Genomic DNA, 24,931 nt, shown 5'->3' on the forward strand with positions numbered 1-24,931 from the left:
TAAGTAATCATTGTTCAGGATTAGTATAACAGGTTATGGTTATAAATCTTTTATTGTATAATAACTCTCGATAGACAGAATCTAACTCTAAACAGAAAAACTTTGGCAAGCAACAAACAGAAAAGGATTAAATAAACTATGGCTTTAATGCACTAGAACATACTCACAGAATTATTATTCCTTTTACGATATAAAATAAAAACATTAATACAATACCGTAAATATCACTCATTACTTTCAGTCGTTAAAACCTAAAATGGTATGCTCATTACGCATAGAGAATAACATATGCAGACAAAATATATTGCATTAAAATAGAAAAATTAATGGAGGAATTTACGCAATGCATATCATTCTGCTAGGCGCTCCGGGATCTGGTAAAGGTACTCAGGCCCAGTTTATCATAGATAAATACAATATTGCATACATCTCTACTGGAGATATATTGCGTGCCGCCGTCAAGACGGGTAGTTATTTAGGTCGAAAAATAAAAAAAATGATGGATACCGGAAAATTAGTAACTGATGAATTAGTAATTTCTATAGTAAAAGAACGCATTAATCAAATAGATTGCTATAATGGATTCCTTCTTGACGGTTTTCCGCGCACTGTACTACAGGCGGATGCGCTAAAAGAAGCTGGTATTAAAATGGACTATGTATTAGAATTTAATGTGCCAGACAACTTAATTATTGATCGCATTATTGGACGACGCATACATGTATCGTCGGGGCGTATATATCATATCAGGTTTAATCCACCAAAAGTACCAGGTAAAGATGATATAACAGGTGAACAATTATCAATACGCCGTGATGATCAAGAAGAAATATTATATAAACGTCTGGAAGAATATCATCATATAACTAAACCACTACTTGCTTACTACCGTAAAGAAGCAAAAAAAAATAACATAAAATACACTAAAATAAATGGCACTTACGAGATCAGTGCAGTGCGAAAGCACTTGTTATCTATTCTTGGCTAACTATTTATTTTGATATGCTCAATTAACCTACGGATCAAGCAGAGTGTATCAAAGTGATCTTCTTAATCCTTTAATAACAATTCTACTGTATACTAAATATTTTTAGTATATGCCATAAATTAATTATCCGATATTGTAGAGATATGTAACACTTTGCTAATTTAGCAATCATACCCCCTCATATAATAACTAATATAGCTAATTCTACCATATTAAATTACTAATAATATATTGTTCGCATCAATATAATCTTTAGATCTTAAAAAAATACTTTATTTAATATGATCGCAGAAGTGACTGTATCGCTGCACTGTGTATATTATTAATGACTTGTATAACACCTATCGAGATTTTCAAGTGATGTAAGTATTGTGAAGCTATATAGCTGCTACGTCAAAATCCTAAAATCTGATTGCAAAGAGCTGATCGTTTAGATTACAGTGATCATGCGCTTTTCGTTTAGCGGAATGAATATGGTTTTGCACTAACTAATACAAGAAATAGCGTAGCACTACCACTTGACGGTGCTAAATACTTATTAAGTATGCATCGATAACTCTATTATACTAGACTTTCTTGAAGTATATATCACTAACTGACAGTCTAGCAGATTAAAAATATTTAATCATTTTCCGTTATGCTTCTGTTTACCAGATAACACCTTATAACTTTTAATGCATTATTCTATTAGTTAGTACTCTCGCCACTAACCATTAATTATAATCCATAAATATGGAGTATCATAGAAAAATCTCTATGTATTACTGGTAACACCAGTACTGGTTGCCACCAAGGATTGTGTAGACTGTATTATACAGGATGCTTCAGATCTGATGGATTAAAGCAAATATGTCTTTGACGATCACTACCGCAATGAACATTTAAATCGGCGTTTCCAATTACATAAGGTGCTATATTATACCTTGATGCATCAAGAAGGATTTAAAGCATTAAGCAAGACTAATATTAAAGTCACAATTACCTTGTTAGGATTTTGTTTTTTATTTTAGAGCATTATTAATACTTTGGTATAATTTTATAACGACTCTTCAATAGAGTACGTAACAGCTCTAATAATTTTTTATACTATTAGTAATAACATTTCTTATATTACGCATAATGGTCAGTTCACAAGTATTATGCTTTTATTTTTCCCTTTACGCATACAGTATTAATAAAAGACTAGTACTGCTATTTTAAGTATTAAAGCAGAAATTAATATTGTGCTTATTATGTTCTTTCTATTCATCATAGGTGTACTCTACAATACACAACCGAATACTTTAACTATTACATAATCCGTTGATCTAATTGACGACTTGCAGATTCATTATTTAATTTTGTCTATATCTTAATACAAGTGACATTTATATTAGTTTAAAATTTATTCTTTACTCCATAAATATTTTTTACTGTTTATAGTATACTAAGCATACAAATTAAATACTACTCATCAAATCTATTAAGCATCAACTTAGGACAAACTAAACCTCACCCTATTGCTACTAAAATTCTGAGTAAGACGCGTGAAATTTTCTGTGCATTATGCTTGATACTGCTTGATAATATCCACTGTATCTACTTATGAGATTAGTCGATGAATTTAGCGCGGTAATCGCTGTACATTACTACTCACCGATACCTGACTCACTAGATAGTTAATCCTACTATAGGAAGCACCGCAAGAAACTTTCAATCTTAGGACGGCTCACAGCAAATACAATAATCATGGAACACATGTAATATTAAAACACGGAACCACGGATATTAAGTGCATACCTATTTATAGGTGCAGAAGTTTAATACTCCAATAAATTACATCAACCTTATCAGGACTCTCAAAAAATACGTTATTGTTATCACATCTAAACGCGCAGAAACGAAATAAAAATATCTTTATATCATACTGCTGCTCTCTTACCTGACAGGAAACACCAGCGCTTCAAACTCAGCATAGCTATCAATACCTAACCGCAGTACAAACAGGCACTGTTGTATAATAAATACACAATATATTAGCTCTAGCAGACTGGTAAAATAATTACAAATCAACGCATATGAATATCTAGTGTAGTCAGATAAAATAACGTTACTTACTTTATATGATCAATCTTCTGCTTTGTATTGCAGCGGATACCACTAGTTTCCCTTTGGTGACACACTTAATAACACAAAAAATCTAACACGCTGGCGTACGATTGCATATATAATGCAATAGCGCATATTTACCAAATCGAGCGGGTTGTAACACAACTAGCTTTTTTTAGATAGGTAGTTGCCTTCATATCGCGCTCCACCCAACTACTATGGAGTAATCTCTCAAATAATTATAATGTCGCTTATTACATAAAGATCAATCGAGTCACTCGAATCTTAACCACCCTCCTATACACTATGTCTTTTTACAGTGACGACTTTTTGATAGTAATGTTAGAGTTTACTAATGTAAACTTCTATTCTTGTATAATTACAAGGTGCAAAAACAGCTACACCATCTCTGTATGCATTGTAAGTCTCTAAAATTTTATCTTTATTAATCCAATCAATACGTACAACACATGCGTATTGAACTTTTTTGATTGTAATATATAATACAATCATCTAAGTTAGATATATGACTTTTAACTTTAATACAACTAATATCACTTGTACATTTAATTTCACGACGCGAACCTTCTTTAGGTGCGTTAAAAGATTTCTGTCACTTCTCGCTCATTGAGAAGCCTTTAGCAATGCTTCTATAAGCACTAATATATACCCTAATAATTAAATGTGTGTTTTATTAGTACACCCAGTGTATCCGTCACAATTACATGCACTATTTGGAACAAGGTGGAACTTACACTCCGTTATCACGGATATCACAATAAGAGAATATATAATCATATAACAGCTATGTTCTGATTGCTACATCTAGACGATCAATATGATTATTACCGATTTTTAAGTATATACAACGTTTACTCAGGCGCCATAATGACACCTATCTACATGAGAAAACTTATAGCAATATATAGATAATTATAGCCATTTAAACAGAGTACAATATGCATGCTCTTTGGTTATCTAACAGATAATCTCATATTAACCATAAAAAACTACTATGCAGCTTATTAATAAATAATGAGGTCTTCGCAGTGTTGTTAATTAATAAGTAAATGGCTGAAACAAAATATTTTAACTAAAACGTTGGATATAACCTGTAAATATGCAATGTAAGTATAATTAACATTCTTGAAAATTAAAAATTACAATAAAAGCCTAAAAGATAATTAACTAATTTTTATGAAAATTGTCTATCTGATCAGGAGATAAACAGATATATATTTAGATGCTTATTTAACATTCGGTTGTTAGAAACAAACGGTCGTCGTATTTATGTACACTACATCACTACACTATACGTATACATATACCAACATCATATTTAACAAACATATTACTGTGCTGTGAATACTATCGCTTTCTATTATAACTAGAGGTAACTTATGGAATGATATAAACAATTTTATCACTTTTAAATAAAGTAAGTTGTTATTATATAGAATTTAAATATTACACTAAAATATGAATACTTATTATTATTGTCACGGCTTTACAATCGCTTTAAAAATAAGTATTTTATATTTTTCAAAAAAATGCAAATTTTAGAAAATACTATCACGTATTATTCATAATCATATCTATATATTACAGATGCCTTGTATTTTAATCAGCGTCGCTGATTTATTCTTTGGTAGCAAAAATTATATATATTCTATATTATTATTGATTAGCTGGTTAAAATACCGGTATAAACTATAGCCATACAAGAATTAAGAAGCATAAGATGCATGTCTTGAAGAAGACGCGAACAGTCAAACCATCTCGATCCTCCAACTACTTCTTTAAATAAGTTCAATATCATTAATTACTACAGTCTATATGCATTCTATGAACCGAAAAAATAAGCACCTTCCCACAAACATAATACATATATACCTATCTCAATATAAGCATACAGGCATTACTAATCTGCACAGAAATGACTCAGCATCCTTGTATATCTAAAACCTTAGAATACTGCAACATATTACTTAGAGTTGTCTACTAAACATAGTCAATAATATTGCAGAAAATAAAATGCATCAGTAATACTGTAGTGTAAAATAGTGTTTTACTGTCCTAGAAGACAGAGAGATATACAATAATCATCTATAATCAATTTTACCTATCAAATAAATAGTATAAAATAAGAGAGATAACTATACAAGATAGTTATAATATCAAGAAATGTTAAGCAGCCTTACCTAATTAACCTATACTATACAACCGCTTACCTAAGCATCATCTTTATATTTTAGTCTTCTCAAAGGTGCTTACACTTACACTCAACTTGGCAGGGTTGTAAGATAAAGATAACTAAAGCCTCTTATGCTGAAATACTGTTGAAACATCTCGACGGGCAAAATCAGATGCACGAAACCCTAATCCTGCTAATACTAAAAAATAAGTTACTGCCCCCACTACTACTACTACAGCTAAGCGCACCAAACGTGCCAGCATAGTACCTTTATCCCAAAACGGCATGAGCGACATTAAACCCACTAGTACCACCGACATTACTAGAACAGCAATTCCTAGTTTACTAAGAAAACGTATCCAACCGGGTTGCGGCTGAAAAATCTTTTTCTTACGCAATTGCCAATACAACAGTGCAGCATTTAAATATGCTGATAAACCTATAGATAACGCCAATCCGGCATGTTTAAGTGGACCAATAAATATTAAGTTCATCACCTGAGTTAATAATAGTGTAATGCCGGCAATTTTTACTGGTGTTTTAATATCCTGCCTCGAATAAAATCCTGGCGCTAACACTTTTACCAAAATTAATCCCATCAATCCCACTGAGTAAGCCACTAATGCATGCTGTGTCATCTTCCCATCAAAAGCACTGAATTTCCCATACTGAAATAGCGAAATAGTCAGCGGTGTAGAAATAAGACCTAACGCGATAGTGCTTGGTAGTGCAAATAAGAAGCACAGACGTAGTCCCCAGTCTATTAGACGTGAATATTCGTCTTGATTACCAGTAGAAAAACTTTTTGCTAGCGATGGTAAAAGAACAGTCCCTAACGCTACACCTAATACGCCAGCAGGAAACTCCATTACACGGTCAGCATAATACATCCAAGAGACCGACCCAGATGCTAAAAACGAAGAAAACATTGTGTTAATCACTAAGGAGATCTGCGTCACCGACACCCCGAGAATAGCAGGACCCATCTGACATACTACCCGCCATACTTCGGTGTCTCTTAATGTGAGGCGAGGTAGTACTAGCATGTCCACTTTGTACAGATACGGCAACTGATAACTCAGTTGTAATACCCCACCTACTATTACCGCCCAGGCTAGCACTAGTATCGATGGATGGAAGTAAGATGTTGCGAATAACATAAACCCAATCATACTAATATTAAGAAACGTTGGTGCGACAGCTGGAATTAAAAAACAATTCCAAGTGTTAAGAATTGCCCCAACTAATGAAGCGAGCGAAATTAACAAAATATATGGAAATGTGATAAATAACAGTCCTGAAGTTAACTCCAGTTTATTTGGTGTATCAATAAAACCTGGCGCAGTGATATAAATTACCCAAGGAGCAGATAGCATGCCTAATACTATTATTATCGTCAATGTGAGCGTTAACAAACCGGATACATAAGCAATGAAAGTGCGCGTAGCCTGTGCATTTTTTTGACTGTGATACTCAGATAAAATCGGGATAAACGCTTGGGAAAAGGCTCCTTCAGCAAAAATACGCCTTAGTAAATTTGGAATTTTGAATGCCACAAAAAAGGCATCTGTTGCTATGTCAGCACCAAAAAAACAAGCTACCATAGCATCACGTGTAAAACCTAAACAACGTGAAACCATTGTCATAGCACTGACTGCAGCTAGTGTTTTTAAAAGGTTCCTCTCTTTTTTCTTTTTACTATCAAACACAGTGTTCATGTAATGCTAGCTACTCCAGCTGACTATTTGTATAACAGTTGCACTAATTTTATATAACGTTCATTTCATCACACCAATAAAGAATATAATAGCGATATATATTCGTCGCACTATAAATTAGCAGCAGACAATAAGAAAATAAAACATCCGTTAAAACTAATTATAAAAAAATTCGAATGCAGCCTCCTGTAGTCTAAACTTCAGGCATAAAATTATGAATTTCAGTAATTTAAGAAAGTTAACAATCTGGTGAGCCAATATATATGAAATGTATAATATGATAGATATACGTCGAGTATTATTAATCAATGTAGTTGAAATACTAGTGCTGGCTTATAAAGTAAGTCTATGATGTTCCTATATCCTCAGATTAATACTGTATAATGTTACTTATGAACTCAGCTAAATCTATAATATATCCTCAAATAAAGAGACATATATTTTACCAGTATTGTACAAGGCATTATATCCTTAGTCGCTATTCATGAAATTTCACTTAAAAACCATGTAATAGAGATGGCCTCTCTGCACTACTTCTCGTCTAGACATAGACCCTTTGTTGCATATAACAGTTGTTATCTCACGGTCATCACTATGAAAAACATTCGCATTCGTTTCAATTTGATTGAAAACGCTCCATATGACTAATTTAAAAAATTAATCTGAGGTGACAGAACCAACATCGAGTATGTAGTCAGATTTAATGATGTCATTAATGGACATTAAGTCTCCGTCTATATTATCATTACAATAGAATTCATAAAGTTTTTTAGTATCAGAGAATAACTAAAATCTAGCTACATATGCCAATTTAGCGCTAATGAAATATACCTTGTATACAAGGTGGTTTATTAGCATTCATAACATCAGTTTAACTATTGGCAAAATAATTCAGAATCAATTCTCTATACACTGAATTCCTAAAACGTTAAAACGTATGCCACTAAGTTAAAAACGTTTAGGCAATACAGCAAATATAGAATGTGACCTACAAACACAAACGATACTAGATAACATTGCATCAGTATTAGACTATAAGATACCCTGCCTATCGACGTAAAATAATAAAAAATGATATCTATGCCATCGAAATAAGAAACGCAGCAGCTCATATTTTATCATACAACGCTAATAACTAGCACTTAGACATCGTTAAGTGGTCAACCAATTGATTTAGAGATTAGTTAAATTTTCTACATAAAATAAATCATTAGTATTCATACTACCCTTACGTTGTTATAATCAGTGTCATGCTGCCTAAGAATACACAACATGCAATTATGTAATACCTTAATTGTTAATAAATAATTAATTTATACGAATATAAGAATACATTAATGAATTTATTCTATATCCTTATTTTTTAATTATAAATAATTACCCCTCTGAAGCTAAGTATTTTAGACCCAATTATCTCTACCATTACGCAATCACTACCATAACTGATATATTACTGAACAACACATATCGAATAATCAGGTGTAATGATAACACAGAAACTCTGATTTTTCTTATTAGACATACTCACAAGACGTTTATGTTGTTATCGCATAAATCACACTATTATAATCATTAATTACCGCTCTACTTATTTAAAGATACTGGATTGTTAATAAGCAAGTCTAATACGTAATCATGTAAGTGAAGCTATTTTAAAATAAAGACGCTATGTATTTTTTGTGCTATCGATTCTGTAATAAAATTAGACACCTATAACCAGATATGCGCTTTACCAGCTATCTAAGGATAGTAAAACATATAAATTCTCTAAAACGATAACTATACAAACTATTTTAAAAAATATAAATACTATAAGACTACAGCGAATATCACTAAATCATTACACTAAAAAGTTTTTAATCACACACTAGATTTATACTGCATACATTTCGTATCGAAATACAATACGGACTCGCAATAATCTATAACAGACTAACATAAACATCCGAAAAATAAACACACCCATACATTAGTGGGTTAATGCGGTATTAGGAATCATATAGGTAAATAATTCAACACTGACTAAAAAAGAAAATCATACAATAAAACTAACAATACTAATCTCGACATAAAATAATAGCATTGTACATTATCTGCAATATAACTAGCATGATCGCCGACTATATAATTTAACAATATAGTATAAATATACTTTCATCGCCATTATGCAATGTGATCACGATGATATAAAAGGCGGATCTCATGCTAGATTGAGGAGATTATCATTATGAAAATAACATTACAAAATTCAGTAATAGTAATAAATATTTAGTGTTATTATTTACCTCCTTATAAGTTACATTGTGAACGAATAAAAACACTTCAGAGAGTTTCAGAAAAATCGCTTAAAATCACTATGAATTTGTTTAATAAAATAAATTATGGCAAAATAAAGCGCTTTTCTGGCAAGATTTACTATAGTTTAGCAAAAAATCGCTACGTGTAATTTATGAAAACTTATAGATACTAAATATTGATTAAAATTACACACAGTAACTTAAAGCTCTCAATGCAGCGCGACACTTTAACTAAGTGTATACTTTTAATATACCAGTGTACTTGATGTTTTTTCTAATTGAATACTCAGACTACATACCTAATTATTATCACTGTAATAAATTGTTACGTTTATCCCATCCCACCTCCAATAGCATAATCGGACGAACGCCCTATATACGCAACATTTTATTAACACACACTCTACTGAAATACTCCAGAATACCAGTGTCAACTTCACCTATGTTACACAGTATCCCATCTATCTCAAACATGTTGGTTCAGTTAAGATAGTGTGTTAGTAAGCAAGCCAAGTACCGGAAATCTAAAATTCTTAGATGCCTGATACTATCTTACGAAGAGAAACGTGGAGACAAGCAGACGTTAAGATATTATATCTTTTTAATGGTTAATGCACGGCTATAAATCACCTCTCAGTTTAGCATAATAATACCATTGACGTCTAGATAGATTAACTCATCAGCTCATATAGTGATGATATGAAATTAATTGTTGCACATATTCAGAGCTAAGTATCTCAAAAGCATCAGACTACATACTAGCTAAAAATCGCTCTAGATAACTTAAAAACTTCGCACAAAACATTGTGTTATTAGATTATTATTTTATAATAACTAAATATTCCTCTAGTAGAGTGCTTTAATAACACTGCGATTAACTTGCTGTGCGCACGAACCCACTGAATAACTACATACTGATAGTGATACGTTATGTTACGGTCTACCTATAAGTTACAGTATACTAAACATACCAGTCTTTAATGGAATTCTACCAATTCACTCAATTTTTTACGGGCCTATTTATCTGATACGACAAGTCGCAGATAATCAATAGTGATGGTGCGACTACTTTGGCACTATGCATATTATTTACTTCCTTATAAAGAACTAGAATAATATGTTTATAAAGAGCTAGAATAATATTCTCCGGTACGTACATTAATTGGTTGTTCACTAAATGATGCATAAATAGTCAATATGAAAAATCCAAGCAAGCAATTTCTTCATGGATTGTTATCTCTTCAATATGGCGATGTGTCGGAAACAAGCTATTAAAAGTAATGATTAGTTAGCTAATTGTGTATACTAATCGATAGGGTTCTAACATATTATACGGGAAATAAGTGATGTGCTTGTTGCTTTAGCGGCCGACATTCACTTCTAATAAACTTAACTAGTGCAAAACCTTTCCGGATTGGTGTATTACACCTACGCACTCTCTTTATAAATTTTACAGTGCATTACATAAGAGTTGCTAACTGATCCTTATTACTTAGTCAACCATCGTGAACATATTATGTATGCTATACCTCTTCCACTCTTTTGATTCATTGCATTAAAGATGATTCTGACCGTGCGATTTAGTTATAACTTAATACTTTTAGTTGCTATCGTAGTTATTCTCATGAGGATTCTGATTCGGACGTTCCTATCTATAACAATAATCTTTATGAAAATAATGCTATTTAGCGTGCGTTTCCTTTCTGCATGCTCAATTGTTAATAGTGGGATGAGGCAATCAGCCCATAAATTATTCTTAGTCATGTAATCTTGTACCTGACGACATATCTTAAAAACGTACTGTTATTTTAGCATTTATTCCTCTGATCTTCTCAAAACTATTACCAAACATAAAAATTCTCGCATAGTAACCTTTTATAATTCTATTAACTTATAAATTATATTTAATAAGCGCATTATAAAATAATCAAAGATCAAAAACGAGTGCGCGCTCAGTAACTTGTTTATATAAGGATATTTTATAAAATAGTATCAACAATTCAACCGTAATCCTTATATCATAAGATGTATTTTGTTGCTAGTAACACGATTTTCTAACTCATATCAGTTTCAATATCTGCTATTTTAAATAACCTGATCACTGAAAAACCAAGTAATATTAAATCTTGATTAGTTTCATTCTATGAATTGTATACTAAAATGACCGTGTCGCTAATCACAATAATCATATTGTGTGTATTAGTTTTGTACTTTAGTATGTTTTATTAATATGCGAGTGGGATTATCTATAACATAATATTCAATAAATCACAGAGTACTATCGTGAATACTTCCATATCACTAAGGTTTTCTCTTCTGATATTATAGTTAACGCTACCTTGATAATACTTTTATTCAATCGAAACTAACTCATGATGTCTGGTAGTTACGAGGTGCTTTATACAATCTCAACCTATGATTAGTTTTGTTTCCAGACATGTAGCACCTAAATATATCACACCTATCTAGTATAATTAGAAGCGCAATGCATTATATAATATTCCCGACATTAAAAAATAAGAACAAAGATAGCGCATAAAATAACCAATATATTTAAACTATACAACCTATGACGGTGTTTATTATTACCCTCACCTACCGCCATATACTACATATAACGCACTGTTGCTACATTATACTCAAGCGAAGATGATGCCGCTCTCGCCCCTACTAATAATAAATATAATTATTAAATAGCAATGCGTTGCTTAGATGGAAATCTCTCATCTTTCACTACCACCTACCCAGCATAAGTACACGATATTCTTGACAACGATGATCATATTTAGACACTATAGTAGTATTTATAGTTTTCTAATGCGATCCCATCATATCCGACTCATTCCTTAAAAAAATAAAACTGCATAACTATAAATAAATACTATTGCCTACCTAAATGACCGTGCTATCTCTTTTCTGAAATCGATTACTTTATATGAGACACTTTAAGTCACTTGCCCAATAAACTCATGATAAACTACCACGCCAACTTTTGATCAAAGACAACACTTTTCATGGATAACACAGGAAATTATGATCACACCGAACTTAAATATCAAGTACACTGATTAATTTTTAGTGAATTTATTAATGCCATAAAGCTAGTTATAAAACATAGATTTCCGCGTAACTAAATCATCTCAGTCTACTCACAGTATTAACATTTTAATGTTTACCCTTGATTTCAAGATAATACAAGTAGTTCCATAGAACAGACGTATTGTATCTCATTAGATAATTTAGACGGCATATACCGTAAGTCTTTTCATGTTCCTGACGAATTTAACACATAGACATGAATCTATGCAGCACTAAATTAAAGTCATATATATTCCAAAATAGATTCACTAAATCATGCTATCATATGTTATGTCTTTCTAGAGACATCTAATAAATAACGTGCATCTAGACCCCTACTCTATATTCACAGATATATATTGCAACGAAGAACTTATGTCTCATTAATAATCATTTTCTTTGTCTATAATGTTGACTGATAACAGACATATAATAGTACAACACTCTATGAGACTTCATAATCTACAAAATGTCATTACATTATCAGATTGTTCACTCCTAGCATACGAAGAGAATCCATAAATCAGCTAAACGCTGTGCCTATATTAGATGCTAAGGATGTTTTTAAAAGAATACGTTGAAAAGACTCAAGGTTCACTTCATGATAAGGTATAAAGATACACTATTTAAAAAAAATTATTAGTCAAGCGCTGCCTTTGAAATATAGAAACAACGGTTACAATAACCAGATACTGCCTTGCACCAAACTACAGTACTCACAGTGTATCCACTGATCACTATTGCATGCTCTCACTGCCGAATAAGAAATGCGCATTTCATATTACTTTTAACAAAAACTGTTTTATCGCTAATAAATCAACGGTACTGTTAGATACGTCCAGCCAATTGGGGTGACCAAGTAATTACTAAAAATAAAAATCTCTATTATATAATATGAACACGATCTCAATCCATTAAAGTATCTTACTAATCATATGATAGCCAGAGCACTAGTGTAAGTGCAATAGTACAAAAAGTATCAGCAGTGGTACTGTGCGAGTTAATTAAGCCATCATAACTCGTTCATTTGATGAAGTATTGACCTACGATACTTACGGAATAATTAATATTCATAATATCTATTAGTATAAGGATCAGAAAACTGTCGACAGTTTCGTTTAAACTAAATCCAATAGTTATACCTATCACACCAAGATACACAATAAGAAAATAATGAATCAAACGAACTAACGCTAACACTTTTAAAAATTCGCTAGTTTTAGCTTAAAACTCATCCTCATTAAAGATGTATGAAAAGAGCGTCGATCGAGGTAATACCAACAGGTACCTAGGGTTTAGCGAAGACCATCAATATATATGCAACATATAATATAATAAGTTGCATTATACTAAAAACTTAATTATAATTTGTTAATATTTACCTGTTGTGCTTGCAACTTTATCTTATCTTCTTTGTAAGAAGCCAAACGATCGCGCTCTTTAGCAACCACGACATCAGGTGCACGCATAACGAAGTTTATGTTTGCTAAATTTTTTGTTATTAAAGTAATAGCTACATCTAACTTATTTATCTCTCTGGATAAACGCGCGAGCTCAACTTCTTTTTTGATCAGTCCAGTCATAGGAATCAGTAGCTCCACACCCTCTATAAACTTAGTGATGGCAGGCGGGGTTTTTTTATCATCTGATATTACCGAGATAGATTCTAGATGCGCTAAACATACAATAAGACCATAGTTTTCCTGGATACGGCGCTGGGTCTCGACATTGACATTTCGTAGCAATACAGATAGTGGCTTATTTGACGAAATCTGTATGTCAGCACGGATATTACGTACTATAATAGTGATCTTTTTAATCCATTCTACATCACTCATTGCTTGTATATTATCTAATGTTGTACTATACATTGGGAATGGTTGTAGCATGATGCTTTCGTTTCGATTAGTCATTACATGAGTACTAGTTAATAGTTTTACCCGTTGCCAAAGAGTCTCTGTAATAAACGGAATCATCGGATGAGCCAGACGTAGTAGTGCCTCCAGCACACTCACCATTGTATGGCGAGCCCCTCGCTGTCCAGCTGCATTACCATTATTCATAACCAGTTTAGTTAGTTCAATGTACCAATCACAGAACTGGTTCCAAGTAAACTCGTATAAAATATTAGCTGCAAGGTCAATACGATAAGTATCCAGCGCTTTGCGATAACGCTTTACCGTACAATTAAATTCAGCTAGTATCCATCGATCTCCCAAAGACAGCACTTGTTCACCACCATTAAAACCACAGTCATATTTTTCAGTATTAATTAGCACAAAACGCGCGGCGTTCCATAGCTTATTGCAAAAATTACGATAGCCTTCTAAACGCTTCATGTCCCAATTAATATCACGACCAGTCGAAGCTAAGGCAGCCAAAGTGAAACGAAGAGCATCAGTGCCGTATGACTTAATACCATTCGGGAATTGTTGCGCAGTACGCTTTCGAATCTTTTCCACTAATTGAGGCTGAATGATATTTTTAGTACGTTTCACTAGAAGCTCGTTTAGTGAAACACCATCCACCATATCTAACGGATCAATTACATTGCCTTTAGATTTAGACATCTTCTGACCTTCATCGTCACGCATTAATCCAGTTATATAAATAGTATTAAATGGAACCTGAGGTTTACCATTTTCATCTTTAATAAAATGCATAGTCAACATAATCATGCGTGCAATCCAGAAAAAGATAATATCAAAACCACTGATGATCACGCTAGCTGGGTGAAAGGTTTTTAATGAATTTGTCTGTTCTGGCCATCCTAAACTTGAAAATGTCCACAAGCCGGCAGAGAACCAGGTATCTAGTACATCTTGGTCTTGAGTCAATATTAGATCAGAAGATAGATTGTGCTCACGTCTTACTTCTTCTTCGGTTCGACCTACATAGACTTTACCGTTCGTCTCATACCACGCTGGGATGCGATGGCCCCACCATAGCTGACGTGATACACACCAATCTTTAACATCACGCATCCAACCAAAGTACATGTTTTTATATTTTTTTGGCACAAACTGAATGTCGCCTTTTTCCACCGCTTCTATTGCCACTTTTGCTAATGGTGCAATACGCACATACCATTGATCAGTGAGCATGGGCTCAATCAACGCACCGCTGCGATCACCATAAGGCAAGATTAAATCTTGTACTTTTCTCTTATCTAATAAGCCTGCTTGGGTAAAAGCTGCTATTACTGCTTTACGCGCCTCCAATCGCTGCATACCCTGATATTCGTCAGGGATCTCGTTACTGTAATCAGTACAAATCTTACCTAAGGTATTAAATACTTCTGCTCTCTTACGAATCGTACCATCAAAAGCTAAAATATTAATCATTGGCAACCCATGACGTTGACCGACCTCATAGTCGTTAAAATCATGGGCTGGTGTGATTTTCACACAACCAGTGCCTTTCTTCATATCAGCGTGCTTGTCACCCACAATACGAATGCGACGGCTAACTATAGGCAAAATAACTTCTTGTCCTATCAAATCTTTATAGCGAGGATCCTGTGGGTTAACAGCTACACCAGTATCACCTAAGACGGTTTCCGGGCGGGTCGTAGCCACTACCAAATAATCTTTATTATCGGCAGTTTTAGTAGCGTTAGCTAATGGGTAACGAAGATACCACATAGCTTCTTTGGAAACGCGATTCTCTACTTCCAAATCAGAAATGGCGCTACATAGTTTTGGATCCCAATTTACTAAACGTTTTCCTCGGTAGATTAAATTCTCTTGATATAAACGAACAAATATTTCGCGTACCGCATTAGAAAAACCATCATCCATGGTAAAGCGTTCTCGTCCCCAATCTACAGAATTACCTAAACGACGCATCTGATAAGTAATAATGTTACTAAATTTAGTCTTCCACTGCCAGACTTTGTTGACGAAAGCATCGCGGCCATAGTCATAGCGAGTTTTTCCTTCTTCAAGAGCGATTTTTCTCTCTACCACCATCTGCGTAGAAATACCCGCATGATCTGTTCCGGTTTGCCAAAGGGTGTTTTTACCTTGCATACGATGATAACGCACCAGAGTATCCATGATTGTCTGCTGGAACGCATGACCCATATGCAAGCTACCAGTTACGTTTGGCGGCGGGATCATAATACAGAAATATTCTTGACTGGTATCATTATGCGGCCTAAAATAGCCCTGATTTTCCCAATGATCGTATAGCTGCTGCTCTAGCTTTTGTGGGTCATACGCACTATCTAACTGACTATGTTTATTTTTCATTTTATTTTACTATTAATTGAGTTGGTGGCATCGCTGTAGCCAAATGAAAACCAATTCTGCGATAAACTTTATAACGGTCTCGCGCCAACTGTTTTAGTGTAGCCTCATGCGGCACAAAGTCTATTACTTGATGAAACGCAGAAACAAAATCTGTACACTGTCGTTGTAAAGAGATTAACAAATCGCGCGCAGTATTACCGTGCTTACCTGGCCAGCATAGCTCTACTGGTGCGCCTAAGTTTGGACCTTCACCAACTAAATTATGCGGTACAAACGCAGGTGGCTCATACTGCCATAGCGCTTCGTCTAAGCGCCGAGCCTGTTCTTGATTTTCACAGGCAATAAGCAAGCTTTTTCCAGAACGCCAACATTCGATAGAAAGAGCACATACCAACACCTCATGAGCACTTAGCACTCCTTCCGATTTATTATGTTTAAGTAAATAAAATGTCACAGTTTTCATAATCTTACTCATTATGCATAATAAAAACAGGGTACAACAAGTTAATTGTACCCTTAGTTAGGCGTAGTGGTAGAATCCGTTATTCTATATACTATATGCACAGAAGCTTATGTTGCTTACCTCATACATCGACTAGCATCAGCACTTAGAATTAATAAATCATCAGTGCAAGCAATGTAAGCTCACATAACATTCTAATACTGTAATCATCGAGTCCTAACGCATACATCATTTTATTAACATTTTTACACTTTAACTATGTTCAAACCTATGCCGAATAGATATTAAATTTTCGCTAAAAAATAAGAAAGATAAATATACGCAGAAATAATTTTTAGAATCTTTTAATCATTAATATCTAATCTTGCTCTATGTAATAAGAATTGAGATAATAAGGCTACTGGACGTCCAGTAGCCTGAACGCCTGTCACCTTTTTTGAACGCCAAGCTGTACCAGCGATATCAAGATGCGCCCAAATATACTTACGAGTAAAGTGCGATAAAAAACAAGCTGCTGTAATAGCCCCGCCAGGCCGACCACCGACATTTATCATGTCGGCATAATGAGAGTCTAGTTGCTCATAGTAATTATTAAACATCGGCAAACGCCAAGCACGATCACCCGCCTGATTAGCGGCGGTGAGCAACTCGTTTGCAAGTGAATTATTCCTGGACATTAGACCGGTAATCTGATCACCTAATGCGATAACACATGCGCCGGTCAGAGTAGCGATATCAATGACTAACTCAGGATCAAAGCGCTCAACATAGGTAAGAGTATCACACAGTACCAGACGACCTTCGGCATCAGTATTCAGTACTTCTACAGTCTGGCCAGACATAGTAGTAAGTATGTCGCCTGGACGAAAAGCACGAGCACCTGGCATGTTTTCACAGCCCGACAGCACGCCAATCACATTTAGCGGTAAGCTTAATTCGGCAGCAACACGCATGACTCCATATACAGCGGCGGCGCCACACATATCATATTTCATGTCACCCATACCATCGGCAGGTTTAATGGAAAGCCCCCCAGAATCAAACGTCAATCCTTTCCCCACTAATACTATTGGTTTGGCATTAGGCATAGGATGTCCTTTATACTCTATAACTGACATTAAGGATTCATTCTGAGAACCTGAACCTACTGCTAGATAAGCGTTCATTCCCAGTTCTTGCATTTTTTTCTCATCAACAATGTAAGCAACAATATGGGTGCTAAAAGCGTCTGCTAGTTGATGCGCCTGTGATGCTAAGTAACTAGAATTGCAAATATTTGGTGGCATATTACTGAGATCTTTAGCTACCTTAATACCTGATGCTACCGCTAAACCATGCTGCATAGCGCGTTCGGCACTAATAAGCTCTTTATAGGTTGATACAGTGAAGACGATCTCGCGTAATGGACGATGTAGTTCTACCTGATTACTCTTGAACTGATTAAAAGTGTAGAGCGTTTCTTGCACAATTTCTATAGCTTGGCGCACATTCCAATAGGTATTACGATTTTTTACATGTAACTCAGTCAAACAGCAGATTGCTTCTATTGAGCTGGTGTTATTAAGAGCAATAATAGCATTTTTTATTACTTTTTTATACTGATATTCATCTAGTTCTTGTTCTTTTCCGCAGCCAATCAGAAGGATACGTTCAGACAGAACATTAGGCACATGATGTAGTAATAACATCTGTCCGACTTTGCCTACTAATTCACCACGTTGTAATAATGCACTGATATAACCATCACTAATTTTATTGAATTTTTCTGCACTAAAGGATAAGTGGTTGAATTCAAAGAGACCGACTATAATACAGGCACTACTCTGTTTCTCGAAACTACCACTTTTTATACTAAACTCCATGTATTCTCCTAAATCTAAAAAAAAAGACAAAACTATACCTATAACAACGTACTTTGTAAATCTTTTCCTATATTGATATTAATTGCTTATATTAATCCATAATAATCGATTTTATCTAATTTGATTAAAAATCATCTCTTTATAAGATTAAAAAATATTATGCATTCTACATGATAATTTTATTGAATCTTAGAATATACCGTAGAAGATTGGATATATTTTAGAAAAATTTTAGCTAGGATAAATCGCGCGAGTCGCCTGTTCATTCATAGCGATTTCTAAGTATTGTCGTTCTTTAGAGTGATAGTTTTCCTGATTAAATATAGTAGTTATCTGTATAATTATCTTAATTCATATTTCCTTTGAAAAAATGATACTTCTTATATTCAACGTATTAAATCATCAATCAATCTATTGAATATATTACTTGAGTATAATATACCGATAATATTCATAGCAAACACATTTACTGCTAATCCTAGTATATACGCTTGCTCAAACGAGCATACAATTGTTCTAACATTCACTCTAATATTATCACAAGTACACTTCACGAATAAAGGAATAGACCCATTATCACTGACCCTTTGATTTTTAATATTTATAATTTTTTATAAATTTTTATCATGCTTCCTAGTTATATTCATCTAATACGATAGATATTTCTGCAGTGAAAATCTTTACGATAAAATCTTTTATCATACTTAGAGCAGCATCTTGGATACTCTAGCTTTTATTAAACAGATCAATAGTAGCCCTACGTAGTGATTAATAGCTTATTTACCAAATAGTTAATAAGCTATGGTTTATATTACATGAGATAACTACTAGATATCATTGCAGCATACGGTCATAACCCTGACGTTATATTAAACATTTCATGCACAGAAAATTACGAAACCAATAAGTTAAACCACCTTTTTTACAGTTGTACTTACCAGAATGCAGTCACGGAACCTTTAATTATACGCTCTCCTATTTTTCAGATCTTTAGTACACAAGATTACGTTCTACTTACTCCCTGTAATTATTTTCACTATATTAACGTCTAAACAGGTAATTTTGATAAAACGTCAAATTATTTATAATAATTTGTAATATATAATTAAAATACTGCAGGATACAGTAAAGCATCTCAGTAAAAACATAAGAAACATAATCATCATGTGCTTTTTTTATCTTCAATTATTCAATATATTTTACAACCATTAAAAATCTAAGGAGATATCGAGTAGAGACAACATCAGTGAGACACCACCTGGAATGACGCTTTCTTAGCGCTATAGATTTAACCTCAGTAATAAAACCATACCCTGTAACTTTCTCTTATCACCAATAAAGAATGAAAATATAGCTAATGCGTTTACTATGTGAAATTTAGTGCATATCATTTTATTATATAAAACATTATAGCTGTTGCTCTTTTAGCAATACACCAATACTCTTACTGGAACTTATGATATTTTCTAAAAGTTCGCAAAACCTCAATTGGCGTTATATCTAAAACTTGTTGTATTAGTTTTGGTTTTATGTAGAGTAATTATAATTATATAATACTAGAGAATGTTTTATGGGTCATAAGGATTTTGCGTGCTCCATATCATGCTTAATATTAGCGGGTCTCTTAAAGTTCCGGAACGTATAATATACTGTATACATACTAATTTAGTTAAGTAAACATAGGTATACTAACTAAGTTAACATTGCGTTAGTTCAACATTATTACTGAATGCTGATTAAGATATAACGTAGTATACCTTATACTACACGTAACATAATTAAGTAGTTTTAATGAACAGCTACGCAAATTACAAGTCTAGCATACTCTTTACTGCGCCAGTTGTATACATTTTCATATAGAGAGTACTGCTTGCTATCACTCATCATGTGATCTACCCGTTCAAGATCTAGGCTAACCTAGATATACACTATACATAGATAAAATTATCGAAGTGATGCATAAGTCACTTTGAATACTCTTAGTTTTTAGTTGAATCAGTTAAATAGTTGACATAGCATTTTAGCGTATCAATCTAATAATGCCATTGATCGTAGCAAATGAATCAATATTTAAAGTGTTTCTTATACAAGTTTTATTATTGATTACAAACTACTTAGATCACTTCAAATTTAATAATAGCAGTAAATATCACGATTATTAAAATATCTATAAATATTTTAAATAAATAACTCATCTCTTAGATGAGAAAATTCAATTTCTTCATATAACTTAATTCTTTAAACTGCTCTTTTTAAAAACTATTACTATTAAGTAACTGTTTACGCACATCAAACACTTTATGTTATAATGCTATGTTTATCTTTTAACATTAATATTTCTATAAAAAATACCATTTAACAGTAACTCTATCAATTTTATGCAAAAAAATGAGTTTTTACAGGCGTAATAAGCGTGATTATCATCAAATATTTAGTGAAGGAAACGCTTAAAAGCCAAGTTGCTATTTTATTTATCCTGCTATTCATTTTCTTTTGTCAAAATTTAGTGAGGGTATTAGGTGATGCAGTAGATGGTGAAGTTCCAGTAAACTTAGTGCTTTCTCTACTGTTATTAGCTGGACCGAAAATGGTGCAGCTCATTCTTCCTTTAAGCTTATTTCTTGCACTATTGATGACATTTGGGCGTCTGCATACCGACAGCGAAATTACCGTTATGCACGCTTGCGGACTAGGCACACATATTCTAGTGATTACCGCGATGATATTGTCAATAATCACGTCTGTAGTAGCGGCGATTAACGTATGCTTTGCTAGTCCCGCAGTCTGCAACTACCAAGACGTAGTAATGAATGAAGCAAGAGCTAATCCAAGCATTGCTGGATTAGCAGAAGGACAATTCAAACATTCGCAAGATGGTAATACAGTTTTATTTGTCTCTGATGTGCAAGGCAACGTCTTAACAAACATCTTCTTAGCACAACTACGACCAAATGGCACCCAACGCGTTTCGGTGGTAGTAGCCGAACACGGGACGATTAATTCACAACGGGACGGTTCACAAGTAATCATGCTGGATCAAGGTACCTACTTTGAGGGAAGTGCACTGCTGCGCGATTTTCAGATTACTGATTTTAATGATTACAGGGCAATACTTGGGTATCGGACAGTAGCTATGGATAATACTCAGGCTGAACAGATGTCAATGAAAAATCTTTGGAAATCGAATAATCCGAATACACGTGCTGAATTTCACTGGCGTCTGACACTAGTAGCCTCTGTAGTGATCATGGCGCTGTTAGTAGTCCCGCTTAGTGTAGTCAATCCACGACAGAGCCGCATACTCAGCACCTCTCCAGCTATTCTACTATATTTAATTTTTTTTCTATTACAAACTGCACTCCGTTCTAATGCTGGAAAAGGTAAGCTAGATCCGATTATATGGTTGTGGGGAGTAAATGCCGTCTACCTTGCTATCGCTCTGGTATTAAATCTATGGGATACTCTCCCCATACGAAAGCTACGTGCACACCTACGAGGGAAAACCGGATGTTTGGGGTACTAGATCGCTATATTGGTAAAACAATTTTTAACACTATTATGTGTACATTGTTTGTATTAACAGCACTATCGAGTATTATTAAATTTGTTGACCAACTCCGAAGAATCGAGCAAGGCAACTATACAGCAGTAAGCGCAGGAATATTTACTCTACTTAGCGTGCCAAAAGACATCGAGATTTTCTTTCCCATGGCAGCGCTTCTAGGTGCACTTCTCGGATTGGGTCAGTTAGCTATGCGTAATGAGCTAGTAGTAATGCAAGCTGCTGGATTAACTCGCATGCAGATCGCTAGATCCGTCATGAAAACTGCTATCCCGTTAGTGTTACTGACTATGGCAATCGGCGAATGGGTGTCCCCAAAAAGCGACAAAATGGCACATAACTTTCGCACGCAACAAATATATGGAGCTTCTCTTCTTGCCACCCAGAACGGCGTATGGGCGAAAGATGGTGACGATTTTATCTATATTGAACACATTACTGGCGAAAAAAAAATTTCTGGCATAAACATCTACCACTTTAATAACCAACACAAGCTAAAAAAAATACGCTACGCTGCTACTGCCAGCTTTGAAGACAGTGCGTGGAGGCTATCAAAGGTAAATACCTCCGATCTGACTCAAGAGAAACAAGTAACCGGCACGCAAATGCTAACCGATCAATGGCAAACTAATTTAACTCCAGAAAAACTAAGTATGGTAGGAATGGATCCTACTTCGTTTTCTATTAAGGGGCTAGTCAATTATGTAAAATATTTAAAACAAAGCGGACAGGAATCCAATCGCTACCAATTAAATCTATGGAACAAAGTTTTTTCACCGCTTTCTGTAGCAGTAATGATGCTTATGGCACTATCGTTCATTTTTGGCCCATTACGTAGTGTGCCAATGGGTATTCGTGTAATAACTGGTATTAGTTCTGGTTTCTTATTCTATGCATTGAATCAAATTATCGGTCAACTTAGCATCGTATACAAAATACCTCCGGTAGTAGCTGCACTACTACCGAATACAATATTCCTGATGATTAGTGTGTATATGCTGTTGAAACGCAAGTGGTGATGCTACCAAAAAAACAACAAAGACGACATGGATATTTATTATATTTTGTTTATTATTTACCTGCCCCAGGTTTTATCATGGTCGCTAGTTTTCTGACGTTAAAAAAATAAATAAATCGAAAAAAATTTTCGCTACACAAATGTCTACACAGTCATGCATGCTTTGTTATACTGTCAGTGATATATATTGTAGTTTTCCTAAAAACTCAGGTCACTCACTGAGATCTATGCTGACAACACTTCTACAATATTACTTGTCAGAAACATCACTTGATTTAGTTTATGTAATTAAAATATTTAAAGATATAGTTGATCATCTCGTAGCAATAAGCTTTTAAGAATCAAGTCTTCTTCTTATAGAAGAGAACAAAAAAATAAAAACTACTGTCTATGTTTAGACATGAAATGTGGATGTAATAAGTCAATTTAGGTATGTTAGAACTGTACGTATATATATTAACTGTACCTCAACAACAACAAGCTGATTGTTTAATAGGAATGTTATAGAAGTTTACTTCTATATCAAATAAGGCCTATTAATTATCTTATTTATCATCCTTTATTAACTAGTTGAATAATTATTCAGTAGTTAAATAAATAATCAGTCTTATATTATATCGCTCTACATATGACTCAATAATGACATGGCACAGCCCTAATTACCCAACAAGATGTAGTCGATCTATAAACACAGAGCGATATTCTTTTCCCCACGTCTTCATAAGACACTTCATAACAGATTGTATGATTTTACGTATAAATTTACTAGTGAACCTCAAGATATATTACTGAAACATACAAGTATACTTATTAACTTAATTAACAGTTTTTATTAAATCTCAGTTATATACCTAATAAAAGTAGTACATTCTTATTAAGATATCTGTATTAAAAATAAATAACAGTAAAATCTTATTTTTTTAGTTTTTACTCTTCGTATCTTTCTCTCGAATTCAGATGAACTTTATAAAGAAGGAGAGCGTTAATTTAACTGCTCTTTAATATCATTGAGTTTATTAGTGGTGCTATACAGTAGTATTCTATTGTATGCGGTATGATACGTGTGTACATTATCGTTTTACAAATAACAGATTTTATAATCTGAGGCGTTATACACAACCACATGGCCTTGAGTTGATTTGTTAAATACTAACGCTTACACTACGGCTGATTTTATAGTTAAATTTCGCTATGTCCGGAAGGACATATGTATAAAAACTATATTTTACGGTGTGGTTTTATTACTTAAAGTAAATAAATTAGCTAGAGTAAATAAATGGTGGCGGAACGGACGGGACTCGAACCCGCGACCCCCTGCGTGACAGGCAGGTATTCTAACCGACTGAACTACCGTTCCACGTTGTTTCCTCGCACTGTAAAACAGAATATACATTACAGTTAACGTGTAAT

Annotated in this window: 7 protein-coding genes and 1 tRNA gene; 3 read left to right on the top strand and 5 right to left on the bottom strand. The window is 33.8% G+C overall.

Translation table 11 applies throughout. The features are described from left to right. Positions 1-343: 343 nt before the first annotated feature. On the top strand, positions 344-988 hold the full coding sequence (gene adk / locus GIY03_RS02270) for an adenylate kinase (protein ID WP_457913519.1): 645 nt from the start codon (positions 344-346) through the stop codon (positions 986-988). A gap of 4,401 nt (positions 989-5,389) precedes the next feature. Here the strand turns inward: adk and murJ are convergent. From murJ to pepA, 4 genes are all read right to left on the bottom strand, one after another. Next, the gene (gene murJ, locus GIY03_RS02275; protein ID WP_457913520.1) at positions 5,390-6,988 is read right to left on the bottom strand and encodes a murein biosynthesis integral membrane protein MurJ; all 1,599 of its coding nucleotides are present in this window, start codon (positions 6,986-6,988) and stop codon (positions 5,390-5,392) included. Positions 6,989-13,724: 6,736 nt separating this feature from the next. Beyond that, the gene (locus GIY03_RS02280) at positions 13,725-16,616 is read right to left on the bottom strand and encodes a valine--tRNA ligase (protein WP_457913521.1); all 2,892 of its coding nucleotides are present in this window, start codon (positions 16,614-16,616) and stop codon (positions 13,725-13,727) included. Between the two features lies 1 nt (position 16,617). Next, positions 16,618-17,079, bottom strand: a complete 462-nt coding sequence (locus GIY03_RS02285; RefSeq protein ID WP_457913522.1) for a DNA polymerase III subunit chi — start codon at positions 17,077-17,079, stop codon at positions 16,618-16,620. Between the two features lie 344 nt (positions 17,080-17,423). Then, positions 17,424-18,941, bottom strand: coding sequence for a leucyl aminopeptidase (gene pepA / locus GIY03_RS02290; protein WP_457913523.1), 1,518 nt, complete (start codon positions 18,939-18,941; stop codon positions 17,424-17,426). Between the two features lie 2,413 nt (positions 18,942-21,354). On the opposite strand from pepA, the gene lptF reads away from it, so the two are divergent. Further along, a complete protein-coding gene (lptF, locus tag GIY03_RS02295) occupies positions 21,355-22,464 on the top strand; it encodes an LPS export ABC transporter permease LptF (protein WP_457913524.1) in 1,110 nt (369 codons plus the stop codon). Next, positions 22,449-23,522 (top strand): LPS export ABC transporter permease LptG, encoded by a 1,074-nt coding sequence (gene lptG, locus GIY03_RS02300; RefSeq protein ID WP_457913525.1) that lies wholly within the window; start codon positions 22,449-22,451, stop codon positions 23,520-23,522. Before lptF ends, lptG begins: the two co-directional genes overlap by 16 nt. A 1,279-nt stretch (positions 23,523-24,801) precedes the next feature. Here lptG and GIY03_RS02305 read toward each other — a convergent pair. Continuing rightward, positions 24,802-24,878 (bottom strand) — tRNA-Asp (locus tag GIY03_RS02305). Between the last annotated feature and the right edge of the window lie 53 nt (positions 24,879-24,931).

This window comes from Candidatus Gillettellia adelgis (assembly GCA_020541285.1).
GTDB lineage: Bacteria > Pseudomonadota > Gammaproteobacteria > Enterobacterales > Enterobacteriaceae > Gillettellia > Gillettellia adelgis.

Bases quoted from the DNA above. Each gene is read 5' to 3' on its own strand.
- adk (WP_457913519.1), top strand. From the start codon at position 344: ATGCATATCATTCTGCTAGGCGCTCCGGGATCTGGTAAAGGTACTCAG.
- pepA (WP_457913523.1), bottom strand. From the start codon at position 18,941: ATGGAGTTTAGTATAAAAAGTGGTAGTTTCGAGAAACAGAGTAGTGCC.
- GIY03_RS02285 (WP_457913522.1), bottom strand. From the start codon at position 17,079: ATGAAAACTGTGACATTTTATTTACTTAAACATAATAAATCGGAAGGA.
- lptG (WP_457913525.1), top strand. From the start codon at position 22,449: ATGTTTGGGGTACTAGATCGCTATATTGGTAAAACAATTTTTAACACT.
- murJ (WP_457913520.1), bottom strand. From the start codon at position 6,988: ATGAACACTGTGTTTGATAGTAAAAAGAAAAAAGAGAGGAACCTTTTA.
- GIY03_RS02280 (WP_457913521.1), bottom strand. From the start codon at position 16,616: ATGAAAAATAAACATAGTCAGTTAGATAGTGCGTATGACCCACAAAAG.